This is a genomic window from Pedococcus cremeus (genome assembly GCF_900111375.1).
GTDB classification, from domain to species: domain Bacteria; phylum Actinomycetota; class Actinomycetes; order Actinomycetales; family Dermatophilaceae; genus Pedococcus_A; species Pedococcus_A cremeus.
Genome location: NZ_FOHB01000003.1, coordinates 195,931 through 215,035, shown reverse-complemented (window position 1 = coordinate 215,035; position 19,105 = coordinate 195,931). Strand labels below are relative to the sequence as shown.

General features: G+C 72.9%; 15 protein-coding genes. 10 read left to right on the top strand and 5 right to left on the bottom strand.

What is annotated here, in order from left to right; all coding sequences use genetic code 11:
* The first annotated feature begins 53 nt into the window (after positions 1-53).
* The 7 genes from pepN (at position 54) to BMW78_RS06975 (ending at position 8,953) form a co-directional block, all read left to right on the top strand.
* The gene (gene pepN, locus BMW78_RS07005; RefSeq protein WP_091757779.1) at positions 54-2,612 is read left to right on the top strand and encodes an aminopeptidase N; all 2,559 of its coding nucleotides are present in this window, start codon (positions 54-56) and stop codon (positions 2,610-2,612) included.
* A 253-nt stretch (positions 2,613-2,865) separates the two neighbouring features.
* Positions 2,866-3,804: a mechanosensitive ion channel family protein gene (locus tag BMW78_RS07000; protein ID WP_091758259.1), complete on the top strand. Its 939-nt coding sequence runs from the start codon at positions 2,866-2,868 to the stop codon at positions 3,802-3,804.
* Between the two features lie 59 nt (positions 3,805-3,863).
* On the top strand, positions 3,864-4,259 hold the full coding sequence (locus BMW78_RS06995) for a globin (RefSeq protein ID WP_281247070.1): 396 nt from the start codon (positions 3,864-3,866) through the stop codon (positions 4,257-4,259).
* A 95-nt stretch (positions 4,260-4,354) separates the two neighbouring features.
* Positions 4,355-6,061: a glycoside hydrolase family 13 protein gene (locus BMW78_RS06990; protein ID WP_245735710.1), complete on the top strand. Its 1,707-nt coding sequence runs from the start codon at positions 4,355-4,357 to the stop codon at positions 6,059-6,061.
* Between the two features lie 70 nt (positions 6,062-6,131).
* Positions 6,132-6,926 (top strand): glycerophosphodiester phosphodiesterase family protein, encoded by a 795-nt coding sequence (locus tag BMW78_RS06985; RefSeq protein WP_091757777.1) that lies wholly within the window; start codon positions 6,132-6,134, stop codon positions 6,924-6,926.
* Positions 6,927-6,981: 55 nt separating this feature from the next.
* Positions 6,982-8,370, top strand: a complete 1,389-nt coding sequence (locus BMW78_RS06980; protein ID WP_091757775.1) for an MFS transporter — start codon at positions 6,982-6,984, stop codon at positions 8,368-8,370.
* 262 nt (positions 8,371-8,632) lie between these two features.
* Complete coding sequence (locus BMW78_RS06975) at positions 8,633-8,953, top strand: hypothetical protein (protein ID WP_091757773.1); 321 nt, start codon at positions 8,633-8,635, stop codon at positions 8,951-8,953.
* An 84-nt stretch (positions 8,954-9,037) separates the two neighbouring features.
* On the opposite strand, the gene BMW78_RS06970 is transcribed toward BMW78_RS06975, so the two are convergent.
* From BMW78_RS06970 to BMW78_RS06960, 3 genes are all read right to left on the bottom strand, one after another.
* Positions 9,038-9,739 carry a GAF and ANTAR domain-containing protein gene (locus BMW78_RS06970; protein ID WP_091757771.1) on the bottom strand — a complete coding sequence of 234 codons (702 nt, stop codon included), beginning with the start codon at positions 9,737-9,739 and terminating at the stop codon, positions 9,038-9,040.
* A gap of 117 nt (positions 9,740-9,856) precedes the next feature.
* Positions 9,857-10,495 carry a DUF8185 domain-containing protein gene (locus tag BMW78_RS06965; RefSeq protein WP_091758253.1) on the bottom strand — a complete coding sequence of 213 codons (639 nt, stop codon included), beginning with the start codon at positions 10,493-10,495 and terminating at the stop codon, positions 9,857-9,859.
* Positions 10,492-10,950 (bottom strand): acyl-CoA thioesterase, encoded by a 459-nt coding sequence (locus BMW78_RS06960; protein ID WP_091757769.1) that lies wholly within the window; start codon positions 10,948-10,950, stop codon positions 10,492-10,494. The genes BMW78_RS06965 and BMW78_RS06960 overlap by 4 nt, the downstream gene beginning before the upstream one ends.
* Positions 10,951-11,088: 138 nt before the next feature.
* Between BMW78_RS06960 and BMW78_RS06955 the strand changes: the two genes are divergently transcribed.
* The 3 genes from BMW78_RS06955 (at position 11,089) to BMW78_RS06945 (ending at position 14,735) form a co-directional block, all read left to right on the top strand.
* The gene (locus tag BMW78_RS06955) at positions 11,089-13,215 is read left to right on the top strand and encodes a RecQ family ATP-dependent DNA helicase (RefSeq protein ID WP_091757767.1); all 2,127 of its coding nucleotides are present in this window, start codon (positions 11,089-11,091) and stop codon (positions 13,213-13,215) included.
* A 72-nt stretch (positions 13,216-13,287) separates the two neighbouring features.
* Entirely contained in the window at positions 13,288-14,241 is a 954-nt protein-coding gene (locus BMW78_RS06950; protein ID WP_091757765.1) for an acyl-CoA thioesterase, read from the top strand.
* On the top strand, positions 14,241-14,735 hold the full coding sequence (locus BMW78_RS06945; RefSeq protein WP_091757763.1) for a GNAT family N-acetyltransferase: 495 nt from the start codon (positions 14,241-14,243) through the stop codon (positions 14,733-14,735). Before BMW78_RS06950 ends, BMW78_RS06945 begins: the two co-directional genes overlap by 1 nt.
* 70 nt (positions 14,736-14,805) lie before the next feature.
* On the opposite strand, the gene treZ is transcribed toward BMW78_RS06945, so the two are convergent.
* Together treZ and treY are read right to left on the bottom strand one after the other, a co-directional pair.
* Positions 14,806-16,635, bottom strand: a complete 1,830-nt coding sequence (treZ, locus tag BMW78_RS06940; protein ID WP_091757761.1) for a malto-oligosyltrehalose trehalohydrolase — start codon at positions 16,633-16,635, stop codon at positions 14,806-14,808.
* A 49-nt stretch (positions 16,636-16,684) separates the two neighbouring features.
* Positions 16,685-19,105 carry a malto-oligosyltrehalose synthase gene (gene treY, locus BMW78_RS06935; RefSeq protein ID WP_342707711.1) on the bottom strand — a complete coding sequence of 807 codons (2,421 nt, stop codon included), beginning with the start codon at positions 19,103-19,105 and terminating at the stop codon, positions 16,685-16,687.

Sequence of the window (19,105 nt, the reverse complement as noted above, 5' to 3'; positions counted from 1 at the left end):
ACCGCCGTGCCAAGATGGCCGCCATCCCACGTCACAACCACCAGGAGACTTCCTTGCCCGGCAAGAACCTGACGCGCGACGAGGCCATCGCCCGTGCCGCGCTCGTGAGCGTCGACCACTACGACGTCGCGCTCGACCTGACCACCTCCGAGAAGACCTTCCGCAGCACCACGACGGTGACCTTCTCCAGCCCCGAGCCGGGCACCTCCACCTTCATCGACCTCATCGCCGAGTCCGTGCAGTCGATCACCCTCAACGGCGAGCAGCTCGACCCGGCAACGCACTTCGACGGCGTCCGCATCCAGCTCCCGGAGCTGGCCGCGCAGAACGAGCTCACCATCGACGCGACCGCCCTGTACATGAACACGGGCGAGGGCCTGCACCGCTTCGTCGACCCGGTCGACGACGAGGTCTACCTCTACTCGCAGTTCGAGGTGGCCGACTGCCGACGCATGTTCGCGGTCTTCGAGCAGCCCGACCTGAAGGCGACCTACGCCTTCACGGTCACCGCGCCCAGCCACTGGGAGGTCGTCTCCAACTCCCCCACACCGGAGCCGACCCCCGTGCGTGACGGCGTGGCGACGTGGGCCTTCGAGGCGACCCCGCGGATGTCCTGCTACATCACCGCGCTCGTGGCCGGCCCGTACGCCGTGGTGCGCGACGAGGTCGAGACCCGCAAGGGCACCGTGCCGCTGGGCATCTTCTGCCGCAAGTCGATGCTGCAGCACCTCGACGCCGACAACATCTTCGACTGCACCAAGCGCGGCTTCGCGTTCTTCGAGAACGAGTTCGACAGCGAGTACCCGTTCGCCAAGTACGACCAGCTGTTCACGCCGGAGTACAACATGGGCGCGATGGAGAACGCCGGCGCGGTCACCATCAACGAGATCTACGTCTTCCGCGCCAAGGTCACCGAGGCGATCATCGAGCGCCGCGCGCTGACGATCCTGCACGAGCTGGCCCACATGTGGTTCGGCAACCTCGTGACGATGAAGTGGTGGAACGACCTGTGGCTCAACGAGTCGTTCGCCGAGTGGGCCTCCACGACCTGCCAGGCCGAGGCCACCCAGTGGGAGACCGCCTGGACCACGTTCGGCACCTCCGAGAAGGCCTGGGCCTACCGGCAGGACCAGCTCTCGTCGACGCACCCGATCGTGGCGCCGATCCGCGACCTCGAGGACGTCGAGGTCAACTTCGACGGCATCACCTACGCCAAGGGCGCCTCGGTGCTCAAGCAGCTGGTCGCCTACGTCGGCCGTGAGCCGTTCGTGGCCGGCCTGCGCGCCTACTTCGCCAAGCACGCGTGGGGCAACACCACCCTCTCCGACCTGCTGGACGAGCTCGCCGCCACTTCGGGCCGCGACCTCGACACCTGGAGCAAGCTCTGGCTCGAGACCGCCGGCGTCAACACCCTGCGCCCGGAGGTCGAGGTCGACGACCAGGGCGTCGTGACCTCCGCCCGCATCGTGCAGACGTACGCCGAGGGCTACGAGACGCTGCGGCCGCACCGCCTCGCGGTGGGCCTGTATGCCGTGGAGGGCGACGCCCTCGTGCGCACCGACCGCCTCGAGCTCGACGTCGACGGAGAGAGCACCGACATCCCCGAGCTCGTCGGCAGGGCCCAGCCGGACCTGCTGCTCGTCAACGACGACGACCTGGCCTACGCCAAGATCCGCCTCGACGAGCGGTCGCTGGCCACCGCGCTGGCCCACCCCCGCGGCTTCCAGGACAGCCTGCCGCGTGCGCTGGTGCTGGGTGCCGCGTGGGACATGACCCGCGACGCCGAGACGCCCGGCCGCGCCTTCGTCGACCTCGTGCTGGCCTCGCTGCCGGGCGAGACCGACTCGACCCTGCTGCGCACCCTCCTCGGCCAGCTGCAGACCACCGTGGCGATGTACCTCGCCCCGGAGCACCGCGACGAGAGCCTCGCGCGCACCGTGGCGGCGCTCAAGGAGCTCGCCACCCGGGCCGAGCCCGGCAGCGACGCCCAGCTCCAGCTGGTGACCGCGTTTGCCGCGATGCTCAACTCCGCGGAGGACGCCGCCTACGCGCGTGCCCTGCTCGAGGGCACCGAGGTGCTCGAGGGCCTGGCCATCGACACCGAGATGCGCTGGACGCTGCTGACCTCGATGGCCGCCGCGGGGGCCGCGTCGGAGGAGGAGATCCGGGCCGAGCGCGAGCGCGACAACACGTCCACGGGCCGGGAGCGCGAGGCACGTGCCCTGGCGGCGCGTCCCAGCGCCGGGGCCAAGGCGGCGGCGTGGGCGGCCGGTGTCGAGTCGGACGAGCTGCCCAACAGCGTGCTCGACGCCACCAGCCTGGGCTTCGGCCGGGCGGTCGACCCGTCGGTGCTGCAGCCCTACGTCGAGAAGTACCACGCCATGCTGCTCGACGTGTGGGAGAAGCGGACCCACGCCATCGCCGAGGGCATCGTCCAGCAGTTCTACCCGGCGGCCCTGGCCAACCGTGAGCTGCTCGAGGCGACCCAGGCCTGGCTCGACGCCAACCGCGAGGCCCCGGCCGCGCTGGTCCGCCTCGTGTCGGAGAACCGCGACAGCATCGGCCGCGCCCTGCGGGCGCAGGAGCGCGACGCGGCCGGTCAGCAGGGCTGACCGACAAGGCCCGATCGACAAGGCCTGGTCCACCAGGGCCGACCTCCACGGGACCAGCACCACCACGCCGACGCGCACCATCCGGGCACCCGCCCCGGGTGGTGCGCGTCCGGCATACCCGGTGTTGGTGGCGGGTTGGTGGAGTGTGGGTGGCGCCGGGGACGGCGCTCCATGGTGAGTCCGTTCACAGTGCCGTGCCCGCTGGGCGTGCCCGTTTCGGAGGGACACCCCGGTCATGGGAACAATGGCCCGCATGACGTTGAGCCTGGTGCTGGACCAAGTCGTGGAGTCCCTCTCCGCGGTGACCCCCGAGAGCGTGTGGGAGTGGTTCACCGGTTGGCCCCTGATGGTGCTGGTGACGCTGCTCGCTGCTGTGGTGGTGCGGTGGATGCTGAACCGCTCCATCGACCGGGTCGTCGACGTCACCCTGGCCAAGGCCGACGCCCGGCGCGAGAAGCAGGGCGGGCGGGCGAGCCGGGTGCTCAACTCGGCCACGGGCATCGCCCACGAGCGGCACAAGCAGCGCACCCTGACCATGGGGTCGCTTCTGCGCAACGTCGTCACCATCGCCGTCACGCTCATCACCGCGCTGACGATCATGTCGACCCTCGGCATCGACCTGGCCCCGGTGCTCGCCACCGCCGGTGTCGGAGGCGTCGCCCTCGGTTTCGGTGCCCAGAGCCTAGTCAAGGACTTCCTGTCGGGCATCTTCATGATCCTCGAGGACCAGTACGGCGTCGGCGACATCGTCGACACCGGTGAGGCGGTCGGCACGGTTGAGGAGGTCTCCCTGCGGGTGACCCGGCTGCGCGACGGCAGCGGTGTCGTCTGGTACGTCCGCAACGGCGAGATCATCCGGATCGGCAACAAGAGCCAGGGCTGGTCAACGGCGCTCGTCGACATCCCGGTGAGCTACGCCGAGAACCTCGAGAAGGTCATCCCGCTCATCCGCGACGTCGTTCACCGCCTCGACGAGGAGCCGGAGTGGAAGGACAAGCTGCTCGACGAGCCGCAGGTGCTCGGGGTCGAGTCGGTCAGCGGCACCGCCGTGACGATCCGGGTGCTGGCGAAGACCGCGCCCGAGCAGCAGTACGGCGTCTCCCGGGAGATCCGCGAGCGCGTCAAGGCCGCCTTCGACGCGGCCGGCGTGCAGGGGCCGCCGCTGGCGCCGTTCGGACCTGCCGGTCGGTGAGCTCGGTGCGGCCGGTCGGCGAGTTCGGACCTGCCCGTCGGTGATGAGAGACTGACGCGGTGATTCCAGCGGGGCAGCAGCAGAGCTTCTACGACCAGGTCGGTGGGCACGAGACGTTCCGCAAGCTCGTGCACGAGTTCTACCGCGGCGTGTCCGGCGACCCCGAGCTGCGGGCGCTCTACCCCGAGGAGGATCTCGGCCCGGCCGAGGACCGCCTGCGGATGTTCCTCGAGCAGTACTGGGGCGGCCCCACGACATACTCCGAGCAGCGGGGCCACCCGCGGCTGCGGATGCGGCACGTGCCGTTCAGGGTGACGCCCGCCCAGCGCGACCGGTGGCTGAATCACATGCTGGCCGCCGTCGACACCCTCGAGCTGGCCCCGGCCAACGACCTGCTCCTGCGCGACTACCTCGAGCGCGCGGCGCACTCCCTCGTCAACGCCTTCGAGGACTGATTCCCGTTTCAGCTGTGTGAAATTTCTTGCTCGCCTCGCAAGAAGTTGCGAAATGGAGTTCACTCGACGCGGCTGATCGTGGATCATGGTCGCCCGTGACCGACGTTCTTGACTCCCCCACCCGCACGGCCGAGCTGCTGCACGCCCCCGACTCCCCCGACGCCGCCTGGTGGCGCAGCGCCGTCATCTACCAGATCTACCCGCGGTCCTGGGCCGACGGGAACGGCGACGGCATCGGCGACCTGCCCGGCGTGACCGCCCGGCTGCCCTACCTCAAGGCGCTCGGCGTCGACGCTGTCTGGTTCTCCCCCTTCTACCGCTCCCCGCAGGCCGACGCCGGCTACGACGTCTCGGACTACCGCGACATCGACCCGCTGTTCGGCACCCTCGAGGACGCCGACGCCATGCTGGCCACCGCCAAGGAGCTCGGCCTGAAGGTCATCGTCGACCTCGTGCCCAACCACTCCTCGGACGAGCACGCCTGGTTCCAGGACGCGCTGGCGGCGGGACCGGGCAGCCCCGAGCGCGAGCGCTACATGTTCCGCGACGGCCAGGGCGAGGACGGCAGCGAGCCGCCGAACGACTGGCACTCGGTCTTCGGCGGCCCCGCGTGGACCCGGGTCGAGGACGGCCAGTGGTACCTGCACCTGTTCGACTCCAAGCAGCCCGACTTCAACTGGGAGCACCCCGAGGTGCGCGCCGAGTTCGGGTCGATCCTGCGCTTCTGGCTCGACCGCGGCGTCGACGGCTTCCGCGTCGACGTGGCGCACGGCCTCATCAAGGAGGAGGGCCTGCCGCACTGGAGCGCCGACCTCCACCTGCTCGACGAGGGCCGGCACGGCGACGACGCCCCCAAGCCCCCGATGTGGGACCAGGACGGCGTCCACGAGATCTACCGCCAGTGGCGCGCCATCCTGAACTCCTACGGCCAGCCGGACCGCATCTTGTGCGCCGAGGCCTGGGTGGAGCCGCAGGAGCGCGCGGTGATGTACGTGCGAGACGACGAGATGCACCAGGCGTTCAACTTCGACTTCCTCAGCACGCAGTGGCGCGCCGAGGACCTGCGCGAGGTCGTCGCGTCGTCGCTGCGGGCGGCCGACTCCGTGGGCGCGCCGAGCACCTGGGTGCTGAGCAACCACGACGTGGTGCGCCACGCCTCGCGCCTCGGCCTTCCGGTCGGCAAGCCGCGCCCCAACGGCATCAGCGCCGCCGACCCGCAGCCCGACCGTGAGCTCGGCCTCAAGCGGGCCCGGGCGGCGACGACGCTCATGCTCGGCCTGCCGGGTGGCGCCTACCTCTACCAGGGCGAGGAGCTCGGCCTGCCCGACTCCACCGACATGCCGCACGAGTACCGTCAGGACCCGGCCTTCCACCGCACCAACGGTGAGGAGATCGGCCGCGACGGGTGCCGCGTGCCGATGCCCTGGCAGAAGGACGCGCCGTCCTTCGGCTTCGGTCCGTCCTCGGACACCTGGCTGCCGCAGCCGTCGGTCTACGGCGACTACGCGGTCGACCAGCAGGAGGGCGTGGCCGGCTCGACGCTCGAGCTCTACCGGTCGCTGCTGGCCGCCCGCCGCGAGCGGGGCCTCGGCACCGGCGGCCTGCGCGTCGTCGAGGGCCTGGGCGACGACGTCGTGGCCTTCGAGAACGTCGACGCCGCGGGCGTGGCCACCCTGGTCGTGGCGAACCTCGGCACGGAGCCGGTCGCCCTGCCCGAGGGCGCCCGCGTGCTCGTCGCCTCCGGGGCACTCGACGCCGACGGCCGCGTGCCGGTCGACACGGCCGTCTGGGCGACGCGCTGACCAGCACGCTGAACCAGGCGCGCTGACGTCTCCTGGGTGACGTCGGCGGTTCGCACGGCAGGATGGGGCTGTGCGAGCCGCCGACTTTCCCTATCTGGACGCCCCGACCCCGATCGGGCTGGCCCACCGGGGCGGGGCCCTGCACGCCGACAACCTCGACCTCGAGAACACGCTGGCCGCGTTCCGCACGGCGGTGCGGCTCGGCTACCGGTACCTCGAGACCGACGTGCACGCCACCGCCGACGGGCACCTGCTCGCCTTCCACGACACCCACCTCGACCGGGTCACCGACGCCGCCGGCGCGATCGCCGACCTGCAGTATGCCGCGGTGCGCGAGGCGCGCATCAACGGCACCGAGGAGATCCCCCTCCTCGCGCACCTGCTCGAGGAGTTCCCGGACACCCGGATCAACATCGACGTCAAGGCACCGGGGGCCGTCGAGCCGCTCGTGCGGACCATCCGCGAGCACAACGCGATCGACCGGGTCTGCGTCGGCTCCTTCTCGGAGCGGCGGCTGCGGGCGGTGCGGCGCGCCCTCGGGCCGGGTCTGGCCACGGCCGCCGGGCAGGTGGGCGTAGCGGGCCTGCGGTTCGCCCCCGGCCTCGTCTCGCGCTGGCTGCGGACCCCGTCGCCGGTGCTGCAGATCCCGCCCCACCACGTGGTCGCCGGTCGGCGCGTGACGCTCGTGACCCGCAGGCTGGTCGACCGGGTGCACCAGCACGGCAAACACCTGCATGTGTGGACCATCGACGACCGCGAGGAGATGCACCGGCTCCTCGACCTCGGCGTCGACGGCATCGTCTCCGACCAGATCGACACGTTGGCGGAGGTGCTGTCCGAGCGGGGTGGCACGCTCGGCGGGTGAACGGGGGACCGACGTGACCGGGGCGACGCGACGGCCGACGACGAGCGAAGGTGGGGTGGCGCCCCCGGACGACCACGTGCGGCTGGGACCCTTCGCACCGGCATACCGGCTCATCAGCGTGGCCCTGGTCGCGCTGATCACGATCATCGCGTTCGAGGCCATGGCCATCGGCACCGCGATGCCGAGCGCTGCCCGCGACCTCGATGCCGTGCGCTCCTACGGTCTGGCCTTCTCGGTGCTGCTCACCGCGCAGCTGCTCGGCATCGTGCTGGCCGGGGTCTGGATCGACCGGAGCGGTCCGCTGCCCCCGCTGTTCGTCGGCCAGGGCCTGCTGGCTGGTGGGTCCGCGACCTGCGCGGTAGCCGGGGCGCTGCCGGTGTTCCTCACCGGACGGGCCGTCACCGGGCTCGGCGCCGGCCTCATCGTCGTCACGGGCTACGTCGTCATCGGTCGGGCCTACCCGCCGGCGACGCGGCCGCGGGTCTTCAGCATGCTCTCCGCGGCCTGGGTGCTGCCCTCGCTCGTCGGCGCGCCGGTGGCCGCCTGGCTCACCACCACCTGGTCGTGGCGGGTGGTCTTCGGGGTCGTGGTCGTGCCGGTGCTGGTGACCACCGTGCTGGTCACCGCGCGGCGGCCGCAGCTCTCCGCGAGCAGCGTCGGCGTCGGCCCTTCGGGCCGTGACCGCCGGACACGGGTCCGCACCGCCTGGGCGGGGCTCGGCATCGCCGCTGCCGCGGGCGCCCTGCAATACGGCACCACCGACCTGGAGCCGCGCTGGTCGGCGCAGGTGGCGGTGGCCCTGCTCGGTGTAGCCGGCGTCGTGCTCGTGGCCCCGCTGCTCGTGCCAGCCGGCACCTGGCGGATGGCGCGCGGCCTGCCGTCGGTCGTGCTGAGCCGCTCCCTGATGACGGCCGCGTTCTTCGGTGCGATCACCTACGTGCCGCTGATGCTGGTCGGGGAACGGGGGCTGAGCCTCCGCCTCGCCGGGATCATTCTGAGTGTCGGGTCGCTCGGGTGGTCGGCAGGCTCGTGGCTCCAGGGCCGTGACGCCGCCGACGGCCACCGCGACCGGCTCGTCACAGCGGGTGGAGCGGCGCTGTCGACGGGACTGGTGCTGCTCGCCGCGACCGCCTGGCTCGGTTGGCCGGCCCTCGTGTGCGCGGTGGCACTGGTGCTCGGAGGGCTCGGGATGGGGTGCGCGACCGCCAGCATGTCGGTGCTGACGCTCTCGCTCACCTCCGCCGAGGACCACGGCGCGGCCTCCTCGTCGCTGCAGCTCGCCGACGTCCTCGGCAGCGTGCTCGGCATCGCGGCGGCGACCGCCGTCTTCGCCGCGCTCCACACGCAGGCCGGCGCCGACGGACCTGTGTACGCCCTCATCTGGGCGGGGCTGGCCGTGGTGGCGGCCCTCGTGGTGCCGGCCGGGCTGCGCATCCGGGGCTGACCGCGCCACCGCACGCACGCCGGCCACGTGACCTCAGGCGGACCCACGCGAGCCCAGCCATCCGCACGGTCTCGGGCCCCGGGTGGGCACAAAGAGCTGTTTCTCAAAGATTCCGCAAAAATGCCTGCGCGCCTGCGCGACATCGACGTAACGTGCATGGCACCAGCGGCCCCTGAACCTGGCCGCACCCCTCCCTCGAGGCGCTGCTCTGGACTGTACGGCGGTGCTGTCTTCCGCCAGACCCTCGACGCTGGAGCAGCGAATGATCAACACCAGCACGACCCCCGTGACCGCCGACCTGACCGACCTCGCGAACGCCTCGGTGCGGGAGCTCCTCGCCATGCTCACGCACACCGAGGACCGGCTCCGCACGACGCCGTTCCTCGTCCCCGACGGTGACGCGATGGTGGTCAACCCGGAGGTCGCCCCGCTGCTGTCCCGGCAGCGGTCGGTCGTGGCCCAGCTGCGGGTGCGGCGCGACACCTGGCGCGGTGCGCCGGGCGGTCCGACCCGTCAGGGTGGCAGGACCCGCTCCGGAGGAGGCTCGACGTCGGCGTCCTGGCCGCGGCCGCCCTGGAGCTGACGCAGCCGTCCTGAGGCTGACGCGGCCGTCCGGAAGCCGATGCGGCCGTCCGGAAGCCGATGCGGCCGTCCGGGAGCCGAGGCCTCAGGGGCGCAGGCCCTCGGACACCACCTGCTGGGCGACGGAGCGCAGGACGAGGTTGCGTTCGCGGGCGTAGCGGCGCAGGCGCGCGAACGCCTCGTCGACCGTGATGCCCTCCGCGACGGCAACCATGCCCTTGGCCTGCTCGATCACCACGCGGGTGTCGAGCGCGGTCTGCAGCTGCTCGGCGAGCTGCTCTTGCTGGCGCAGCTTCGAGGCGTTGACGAGGTAGCCCGTGGCCATGTCGGCGAGGGCGGTGGCGGCCGCCACGTCCTCCTCGGGCCACTCCCGCGGCTCGGCGGCATACAGGCTCAGCGCGCCGACGCACCACTCCCCCAGCTCCAGGGGGACCGCGGCCACCGCTCGCAGGCCGAGCCGCTCGGCGCCGTCGCGGAAGGACCCCCAGCCGTGCTCGTCCGAGCGCAGGTCCGTGACGGCGACGGCCTCGCCGGTGCGGAACGCGTCCCAGCTCGGGCCCGACTCCTCCTGCTCCTGAAGCCGCTCGAGGTCGGCCACCGCGGTCGGCATGGCACTGGCGAGGGTGAGGTGTCCGTCGACGGCGAGCACCACCCCGCTGCCGGCGAGGTCGAGCACGGCGCTCACGCGGTCGGTGAGCTCCTCGAGCATCGTCTGCGTGTCATACGTCCGCAGCAGCGTGTGCGTGAACGCCGACAGCGTCTGGACGAACAAGGGGTGGTCGTACACGTCCCACCTCCCCTCCCCACGGCGGGGCCGCGGCCCCGACAGGAGGAGTATCCCGCAGCGGGGCCGGCCACGAGGGTGGTTCGGCGAAGGACGGCCGCCGGTTCGTCGAGGGGGCGCTCAGCGCACGAGCACGTGGCCGGCCGGCGTCGATAGCCGGGTCCACCGGCCGTTCGCGAAGACGGTCACCTCGGTGCCGGGGGGCGTGAAGCCCAGCACGTATGCCGCGAACGCGCCGCCCGCCGGGAACGGCGGCACCGTCGTGGTGCTGCGCTGCCACACCCGCTGCCGCAGGGCGGCGACCGCGTGACCACCCGCCTGCTCGGGGGTGCCCTGCGCCACCTCCTCGATGCCCTCGCGCGCCGCCTCGTTGACGACGTCGGCGGCCACGGTTCCCACGCGCTCCCAGCCGCTGCGCGGAGGAGCCACCGCGGCCCAGGCGGCGCGGACGGTGACCGGGGGCACGTCGAGCGCGGCCGGCCCGGCAGTACCGTCACCGCGAGCGAGCCGGTCGGACACCGCTGCGAGCGACACGGTGGCGTCGAGGTCGGACTCCGCGGCGAGCGGCATGGTGCGCAGGCCCACCACCGCGCCCTCGGCCAGCAGGCCCGACCCCGGCAGCACACCGACGTAGGCCGCGAGCGTGCGGCCGTGCGCCTGCAGCCGGATCGCCCCGTCGGGGTCGACCGACTTCGCGCGGGCCACCAGCGTGCCCAGGTCGGCGAGGGTCTCGCTGTCGGCGAACCGCAGCGCGGTCATCGGCGGCGCCACCGGAAGGGCACCGGCGCCCCCTCGTGGCTCTTCAACGTGGCCCTCTCCACCTCGGACAGCCGGCGCGGCGTGCCGTCCACGAAGCTGTAGAGCACGAGCGTCGTCTCGGCCCGGGCGTACAGGGTGTCGCCGACCGCGGCCGGGTCGCGCACCTCGTAGGCGAGGTCGAACGAGGCGCCGCTGATGCGGGTGGCCCACATGTCGACGGCGATCGGTGCGTGCCGGAACTCCAACGGCGCGAGGTACTCGATCTCGTGGCGCGCGACCAGCACGCCCTGGTCGAGCATGGAGCGCTCCTGGCCGAACCACTCCTGGAAACCGATCACCCGGGCGTCCTCGAGCAGCCGCAGGAACTGCACGTTGTTGACGTGGCCGTAGGCGTCCATGTCGCTCCAGCGCAGGGGGACGTCGACGCTGTACCGCTCTCCGTGCTCGCTCGCCATGCGGGCCATCCTCCCATCCGGTCGCACCAGTGCCCGGCGGGGTCCACGGGCGCCCCCAGCCGCGCCTCGAGGGTCCCGTCGTCCACACGCAGGGGCGCGTGGCGCGCGGTGTCGGCCGCGCGGCATACGGTGGTCCGCATGTCTCCCACCACCGCCAGCACCGCCACCGGCACCCTCGCCGAGGAGGCGACCGCCGTCCTGCGCCGCCTCGTCGGCCGCGACGACGCGACCTTCCGGGAGGGCCAGCTCGAGGCGATCGAGGCGCTGGTGGGGTCGCGCCAACGGGTGCTGGTCGTCCAGCGCACCGGGTGGGGGAAGTCGGCGGTCTACTTCGTCTCCACCGCCCTGCGACGTGCCCAGGGCGCCGGCCCCACGGTCATCGTGTCGCCGCTGCTGGCGCTGATGCGCGACCAGGTCGCCGCGGCCGAGCGCGCCGGCATCCGCGCTGTGTCGATGAACTCGGCGAACGCCGAGGAGTGGGGCCAGATCTCCGCCGCGCTGGCGGCCGACGAGGTCGACGTGCTGCTGGTCAGCCCCGAGCGCCTCAACAACCCGCGGTTCCGCGACGAGCAGCTGCCCGACCTCGCCCGACGGTGCGGCCTGCTGGTCGTCGACGAGGCGCACTGCGTCAGCGACTGGGGCCACGACTTCCGGCCCGACTACCGCCGCATCCGCGACCTGCTGACGACCCTGCCCGAGCACACTCCCGTGCTGGCCACGACCGCGACCGCGAACGCCCGCGTCGTCACCGACGTCGTCGAGCAGCTCGGCGCCGGCGGTCACGAGGTGCTCACGTTGCGCGGCGGCCTGGCCCGCGAGTCGCTGCGCCTCGGCGTGCTGCGCCAGACCTCGCCCGAGCAGCGGCTGGCCTGGCTGCTCGCGCACCTCGGCGACCTGCCGGGCAGCGGCATCATCTACTGCCTGACCGTCTCGGCCGCCGAGGACGTCGCGGCGGCGCTGCGGGAGGCCGGCCACACCGTGCGGGCCTACACCGGACGCACCGACCCCGCCGACCGCGAGCGCCTCGAGGCGGCCCTGCGCGACAACGAGGTCAAGGCACTCGTCGCCACGAGCGCGCTCGGCATGGGCTTCGACAAGCCCGATCTCGGTTTCGTGCTGCACCTCGGCGCACCGTCCTCCCCCGTCGCCTACTACCAGCAGGTCGGCCGCGCCGGCCGCGCTACCGAGCGCGCCGACGTGCTGCTCCTGCCCGGCCCCGAGGACCGCGAGGTCTGGGCGTACTTCGCCTCCGCCTCGATGCCCCGGCAGGAGCAGGCCGACGCCGTGCTGGCTGCCCTCGCGCAGGCGTCCCGGCCGCTGTCGACGGCCGCGCTCGAGACCATCGTCGACGTGCGCCGGACGCGGCTCGAGCTGCTGCTGAAGGTGCTCGACGTCGACGGCGCCGTGCAGCGCGTCTCGGGCGGCTGGACCGCCACCGGGCAGCCGTGGACTTACGACGCCGAACGCTACGGCCGGGTCAGCGAGGCCCGCCGGCACGAGCAGGGGCTCATGCTCGACTACGAGGGCACGACGCAGTGCCGGATGGCGTTCCTGCAGGAGTCTCTCGACGACGAGACCGCGCAGCCCTGCGGCCGGTGCGACGCCTGTGCCGGCGCCTGGTTCCCCACCGACATCCCGGACACCGCCGTCACCACCGCGCGCGGCAGGCTCGAGCGCGCCGGCGTCGAGCTCGAGCCGCGGGCGCAGTGGCCGACGGGCATGGACCGCCTCGGTGTCCCGCTCAAGGGCCGGATCGCCGCGACCGAGGCCATGGAGCCCGGCCGGGCGCTGGCGCGCCTCACCGACCTCGGCTGGGGCCAGCGGCTGCGAGGGCTGCTGCGCCAGGACGGCCCGGTCGACGCCGAGCTGCTGCGGGCCTGCGTCCCGGTGCTGCGCGACTGGGACTGGGCCCAGCGGCCCGCCGCCGTGGTGGCCGTGCCGTCGCGGACCCGGCCGCAGCTCGTGCTGTCGGCTGCCCAGGGCCTGGCAGAGATCGGCCGCCTGCGCTTCCTGGGTTCGCTGGACCTCGTCGCGGAGGGTCCCGTCGGGGAGGCGGGCGGCAACAGTGCCTTCCGCCTGGCCGGCGTCTGGGGCCGCCTCGCGGTGGGGCCAGGGCTGGCGGCCACGCTCGCCGAGGTCGACGGGCCGGTGCTGCTGGTCGACGACCTCGCGTCCTCGCGGTGGACCCTCACCGTCGCCGCACAGGCGCTGCGCCAGGCCGGTGCCGAGGCGGTGCTGCCGTTCGTGCTCGCCCTGGAGGCCTGATCCCCTCGCCGCGGGGGGCGGTGGGTTCGGTCGCGTGGGCGGCGCCCACCGTGCACCGGCTATCGTCGCCGCGTGACCCAGAGCGACGAGCAGCCCCGCCTCGACCCCCTCGCCGACCTCCTCGACGTCCTCGACCTCGACGAGCTGGGCACCGCCCGCATCACGGTCGAGGGCCTGCCCGACGACGCCGAGACCGACCTCGGCGAGTCGCAGGCCCAGGTCTTCGTCGGCCGCAGCCAGCCGCAGCCGCACGGCCGCGTGTTCGGCGGCCAGGTGCTGGCCCAGTCCGTGGTCGCGGCCGGCCGCACCATGGCCGACGTCGACGGGGGGCGCCGGGCCATCCACTCGCTGCACGCCTACTTCGTCCGCCCCGGCGACGACAGCCACCCGATCCGCTTCGCCGTCGAGCGCATGAGGGACGGCAACTCCTTCTCGACCCGCCGGGTCCACGCCATCCAGTACGGCAAGACGATCCTGTCGATGATCGCCTCCTTCCAGGCCGAGGCCGGCGGGCTCGACCACCAGGACCCCATGCCGGCCGCGCCCGACCCGGAGATGCTGCAGTCGGTGGAGCAGACCCTCGGCACCGTCGACCACCCGGCCGCCCAGTTCTTCGCCTACCAGCGGCCCATCGACCTCCGGCACGTAGAGGGACACCTCTACCTCAGGCCCGGCGCCCAGCGGGCCGCGCACCAGTCCGTGTGGCTCAAGGCGATCGGGGCGCTGCCCGACGACCCGCTGCTGCACGCCGCGGTGCTCGCCTACGCGTCCGACTACTCGCTCCTGGAGTCGGTGCTGCGCCGACACGGCCTGGCCTGGTCGGACCGCCGGTTGCGACCCGCCAGCCTCGACCACGCGATGTGGTTCCACCGGCCGGGCCGCGCCGACGAGTGGATCCTCTACACCCAGCAGTCGCCGTCGGCCTCGAGCGGCCGCGGCCTGGCCACCGGCCGGATGTTCGCCCCCGACGGCACCCTGATCGCCTCCGTGGCCCAGGAGGGCATGCTGCGCGTCAAGGAGTCCTGATGGCGCTGACCCGGCCCGTGCGCGACCCTGCCCAGTGGCACGTCGACGAGCTGCGTCCGGCGGACCACGAGGCGTGGTCACGACTGCACCGGGGGTACCTGGACTTCTACGAGTCGCCCCGCCCCGACGAGGTCTCGGCCGTGGTCTGGTCCTGGCTGCTCGACCCGGCCCACGAGCTGGAGGCCCTGGTCGCACGACCCCGGCCGGGCGCGGAGCCGGTGGGGCTGGCCCACTACCGGCCGTTCCCCCGGCCGCTGCACGGCTCCACCGCCTGCTTCCTCGACGACCTGTTCGTCGCTCGGCAGGCCCGTGGCACCGGCGCGGTCGACGCCCTGCTCGCAGCCCTGCAGGAGCGCTGCCGTGAGCGGGGCTGGAGCCAGGTCCGGTGGGTCACCCGGGCCGGGAACGCCACTGCGCAGCGGACCTACGACCGGCTGGCGGTCCGGACCGAGCTCGTCACCTACGACCTCGACGCGGCTCCCTCGCCGCACTGACCGGGCACCCGGCAGCTGGAAGACTGAGACGCTGGACGGCTGAGACCTGGCCCCACCGGAGGGCGGATGCCTAGCGCAGCCGGACGACGGCGACCCCGTGGCCCGGCAGGCGCAGCCCGGCCTCGGCGACGGTGGTCGAGGCCGGGTCCCACGCGAGCAGCACCCCGGCGACCTCGGCCGGCACGGGCACGACCTGCGGGTCACCGGCGAAGTTGGCCACCGTGGCCACGCTGCCTCGGCGCAGGACGAGCCAGCGGTCGTCGTCGTGGCAGGACACGTCCACGACGTCGAGCCGGCCGTCGCTGAGGTCTGCCTCGCCGCGGCGCAGGGTGATGAGGTCGCGGTACCACGCCAGCATGCGGGCGTGGTCGCCCTCCTGCGGCTCGGCCCAGTCGAGCTGGCTGCGCCGGTAGGTCGCCTCGTCCTGAGGGTCGGGCACGTCCTCGAAGTCCCAACCGTGCGAGGCGAACTCGCTCCGGCGGCCCTCCGACACGGCCTCGCGCAGGTCCGGGTCCCCGAAGTCGGTGAAGAACTGGAACGGCGTGCTCGCCGCCCACTCCTCACCCATGAACACCATGGGCGTGAAGGCCGAGGTGAGGTAGAGCGCGGCGCCGATGGCCTGCTGCCCGGGCGTGACGAGGTCGCTGATCCGGTCGCCGACCGCGCGGTTGCCGACCTGGTCGTGGGTCTGCAGGTAGCCGAGGAAGCGGCGCCCGTCGACGGCGGAGCGGTCGACCGGTCGACCCCACTCGCTCTCGCGGAAGCTCGACCACCGACCGTCGTGCAGGAACACCTCGGTCAGCGTCTTCGCGAGCACGGTCAGCGGGCCGCCGTCCGGCATCGGCGGGCTGTACCCGGCGAAGTCGGCGTAGTACCCCTGCCGCTCCCCCGTCAGCGCGACGTGCAGGGCGTGGTGGACGTCGTCGTCCCACTGCGCGTCCATGCCGCGACCACCCTCGGCCGTCGGCGTGACCATGGAGGCGTCGTTGAGGTCGCTCTCGGCGATGAGGGCCAGCGGCCGGCCGAGCTGCTCCTCGAGCCCGGCCACCTCGTCGGACAGCTCGGCCAAGACGTGCCGCCCGGAGTCGTCGCGCAGCTCGTGCACCGCATCGAGGCGAAGGGCGTCGACGTGGAAGTCGCGGAACCAGCGCAGGGCGTTGTCGATGATCCAGCGGCGGACCTCGCGGCTGCCGTCCTGGTCGAGGTTGAGCGCCGCCCCCCACGGGGTGTGGTGCGCCTCGGTGAAGTAGGGACCGAAGGTGCCGAGGTAGTTCCCGGCCGGGCCCAGGTGGTTGTAGACAACGTCGAGGCACACGCCCAGCCCGCGCTGGTGGCAGGCGTCGACGAAGCGCTGCAGTGCGGCCGGACCCCCGTAGGCGTCGTGCACGGCATACGGGGCGACGCCGTCGTAGCCCCAGTTCCACCGCCCGTCGAAGGCGGCGACGGGCATGAGCTCGACCACGTCGACGCCGAGGTCGACGAGGTGGTCGAGCCGGGCGACGGCGGAGTCGAGGGTGCCCTCAGGGGTGAAGGTGCCCACGTGGAGCTCGTAGACGACGGCGCCGAGCGTGCCGAGGCCCTGCTGCGGGCCGGCCCAGGTGCCGTCACGCCACTCGTGCGCCTCGGTGTCGAAGGTGCGGCTCGGGCCGTGGACGCCATGCGGCTGCCACGCGGTGCGGGGGTCGGGCCGGGCCTCGGCGCCGTCGACGCTGAAGGCGTAGTCGAGCGGCCCGCGGGTCGGCGCCGAGCGCCAGAACCACCAGCCGCCGGGAGCCGAGGTCATCGGCTGCACCGCGGGGTCCTCGCCGGGGGCGCCGACGTGGACCGCCACCCGCTGGGCGTCCGGCGCCCAGACCCTCAGCTCCTGGGGCAGCGCAGGCCGATCCTGCTGCCGTGCCATCGCCTTGTCCCTCGTCTCCGCCGTGTCTGCTGCGCCGCTGTTCCGCTGTTCAGTGCTCATCGCGGACAAGCAAAGCGACCGGCAGGTCTGCGAGCAACTCCGCCACGGCGACGCCCTCGCTGTCGCGCGTCGAGACGACCCGACCGGTGAGCTCGTCGCGCCAGGAGCCAGGCGGGAGGTGCACCCGGTGCGAGCCCCATCCGCCTGCGGCCTCCAGGCCGGTGGTGAGCCGGGTGACCACTGCGACCACCTGGGTCCCGGAGCCGTCGCCCCGGCCGACGCCGAGCGCGTGCGGGGTGGTCGCGGCGAGTGGCTCGTAGGTCGCCGTCTCGCCGGTGAACCACTCCGGGTGGTCTCGTCGCAGCCGCAGCGCGCGCGAGGTGACCAGCAGCTTCTCGTCGTCGAGGTCGGCAGGGTCGCTGCCGGCGTCGAGCGCCTCGAGCCGGCGCCGCCGCTCGGCGTAGTCGACCGGCCGACGGTTGTCGGGGTCGACGAGGGAGAGGTCGACCAGCTCGGTGCCCTGGTAGACGTCCGGAACGCCGGGCATGACGAGCTGGAGCAGCTTCTGGCCGAGGATGGCGGCGCGGGACGGCTCAGCCGTCTGTGTGTGCCAGGCCTCGATGTGCCTAGCCACCGCCGGGTCACCCACGAGACCGTCGACGAACGCGCCCACCGCCTTCTCGTAGGCGTCGTCGGGATCGGTCCACGTGGTGTGCACCTTCGCCTCGCGAATCGCCTTGGTGGCGTAGCCGTGCAGCCGTTCACCGTCGATGGGCCAGACGCCGACAGCGGTCTGCCACAGCAGGTACTCCGTGGCCGGGTCGAGCCGCTCTCCCCGGTACGGCGCCGCGAACCTGCGGGCCTCGTCGAGCCACTGGCCCCACTCGTGGGGACGCTCCGAGATCACACCGATGCGGGCGCGGACGTCCTCGGAGCGCTTGGTGTCATGGGTCGACAGGGTCGTCATGGCCGTCGGCCACGACGCGAGCTGCCGCTCGGCGAACTCGTGCAGCTCGCCCACGCCGGTGCCGAAGTTGGCCGGGTTCCCTCCCACCTCGTTGAGGGAGACGAGCCGCACGTAGCGGTAGAACGCGGTGTCCTCGATCGCCTTGGCCATCACCGGCCCGCAGGTCTGCTGGAACCGCACGACGAGCTCGTCGGCTGCTGCCTGGTCGGCCGGTGCCGCTCCTGTCGCCAGGACGATCTCACGCAACCGGGACAGGGTCCTGTGGTCTGCGTCGGGCAGGAAGGCCTCTGCACGGTCGCAGGCCTCCTCGACGACGGCGACCTGCTCGGACCGGGCCCGCTCGCCCGGCCTGACGTAGGCGCGGTAGCGGTCCATTGCCACGAGCAGCGCCTCGAGCGCCCGCCGGGCCGCAGCGGGGTCGAGCTCGGGCGCGACGCGCGCGATCAGCCGGAGCAACCGGTTGACCTCGGCGGCCTGGACCCGTTCGACGACAAGGCGTTTGGACTCGTCGACGATCTCCTCGAGGCCGCGGTCGTCACCGGTGAGGTCACGAGCCAGCCGGGCCAGGTCACCCTCGGACTGCGGGTCGACGAAGACGCCACCCACCCGAAGCAGGGTGTCGTAGCCGGTCGTGCCGGCGCAGCGCCAGTCGACCGGCAGCTGCTCGTGGCCCTCGAGGATCTTCTCGGCGACGACCCAGGCGTCGCCGGTCGCCTCCGCGAGCATGTCGAGGTAGCCGCGAGGGTCGGCCAGTCCGTCGGGGTGGTCGATGCGCAGGCCATCGAGCTCGCCGGCGCGGACCAGCTCGAGCAGGAGCGCGTGCGTGGCGTCGAAGACCTCGGGGTCCTCGACTCGCACGGCGGCCAGGGACGTGACGTCGAAGAACCGGCGGTAGTTCAGCCGGTCGCCGCCCTCCCGCCAGTGGGCAAGCCGGTACGCCTGTGCCGCAAGCAGATCCGGCAGTTCACGCTTCTCGGTGCCCGGCCGCACCGGGAACTGGTGGTCGTAGTAGCGCACGACCCACTCGTCGCCACCCGGTCCCCCGGTCTGGTCGACCGTGAGCTCACCGCCGGCCAAGGCCTCCTCGGGAGTGACGCCCAGCACGGGCATCAGCACCCGCCCGTCCTCGGCGTCCCAGTCGACGTCGAACCAGTGGGCGAACTCCGAGTCGCGACCGTCACGCAGCAGCGACCACCACTGGCGGTTCAGGTAGGCCGGTGTCGGCACCGTCATGTGGTTCGGCACGACGTCGGCGACCGCCCGGACGCCCTGGCCGTGCAGGCGCTCGACCAGCCGGTCGAAGGCCGGCCGGCCTCCCGCCTCCTCGTTGAGGCGGCTGTGGTCGACGACGTCGTAGCCGTGCGTCGAACCGGGAGCCGGTTGCAGCACGGGCGAGAGGTAGGCGTGCGAGACGCCCAGTGCCGCAAGGTAGTCCGCCTGCTCGGCCGCGTCGTCGAACGTGAAGGCGGGCTGGATCTGGAACCGGTAGGTCGCGGTGGGCAC

Bases quoted from the DNA above. Each gene is read 5' to 3' on its own strand.
- BMW78_RS07000 (WP_091758259.1), top strand. From the start codon at position 2,866: ATGACGTTGAGCCTGGTGCTGGACCAAGTCGTGGAGTCCCTCTCCGCG.
- BMW78_RS06975 (WP_091757773.1), top strand. From the start codon at position 8,633: ATGATCAACACCAGCACGACCCCCGTGACCGCCGACCTGACCGACCTC.
- BMW78_RS06965 (WP_091758253.1), bottom strand. From the start codon at position 10,495: ATGACCGCGCTGCGGTTCGCCGACAGCGAGACCCTCGCCGACCTGGGC.
- BMW78_RS06960 (WP_091757769.1), bottom strand. From the start codon at position 10,950: ATGGCGAGCGAGCACGGAGAGCGGTACAGCGTCGACGTCCCCCTGCGC.
- BMW78_RS06955 (WP_091757767.1), top strand. From the start codon at position 11,089: ATGTCTCCCACCACCGCCAGCACCGCCACCGGCACCCTCGCCGAGGAG.
- BMW78_RS06945 (WP_091757763.1), top strand. From the start codon at position 14,241: ATGGCGCTGACCCGGCCCGTGCGCGACCCTGCCCAGTGGCACGTCGAC.
- treZ (WP_091757761.1), bottom strand. From the start codon at position 16,635: ATGGCACGGCAGCAGGATCGGCCTGCGCTGCCCCAGGAGCTGAGGGTC.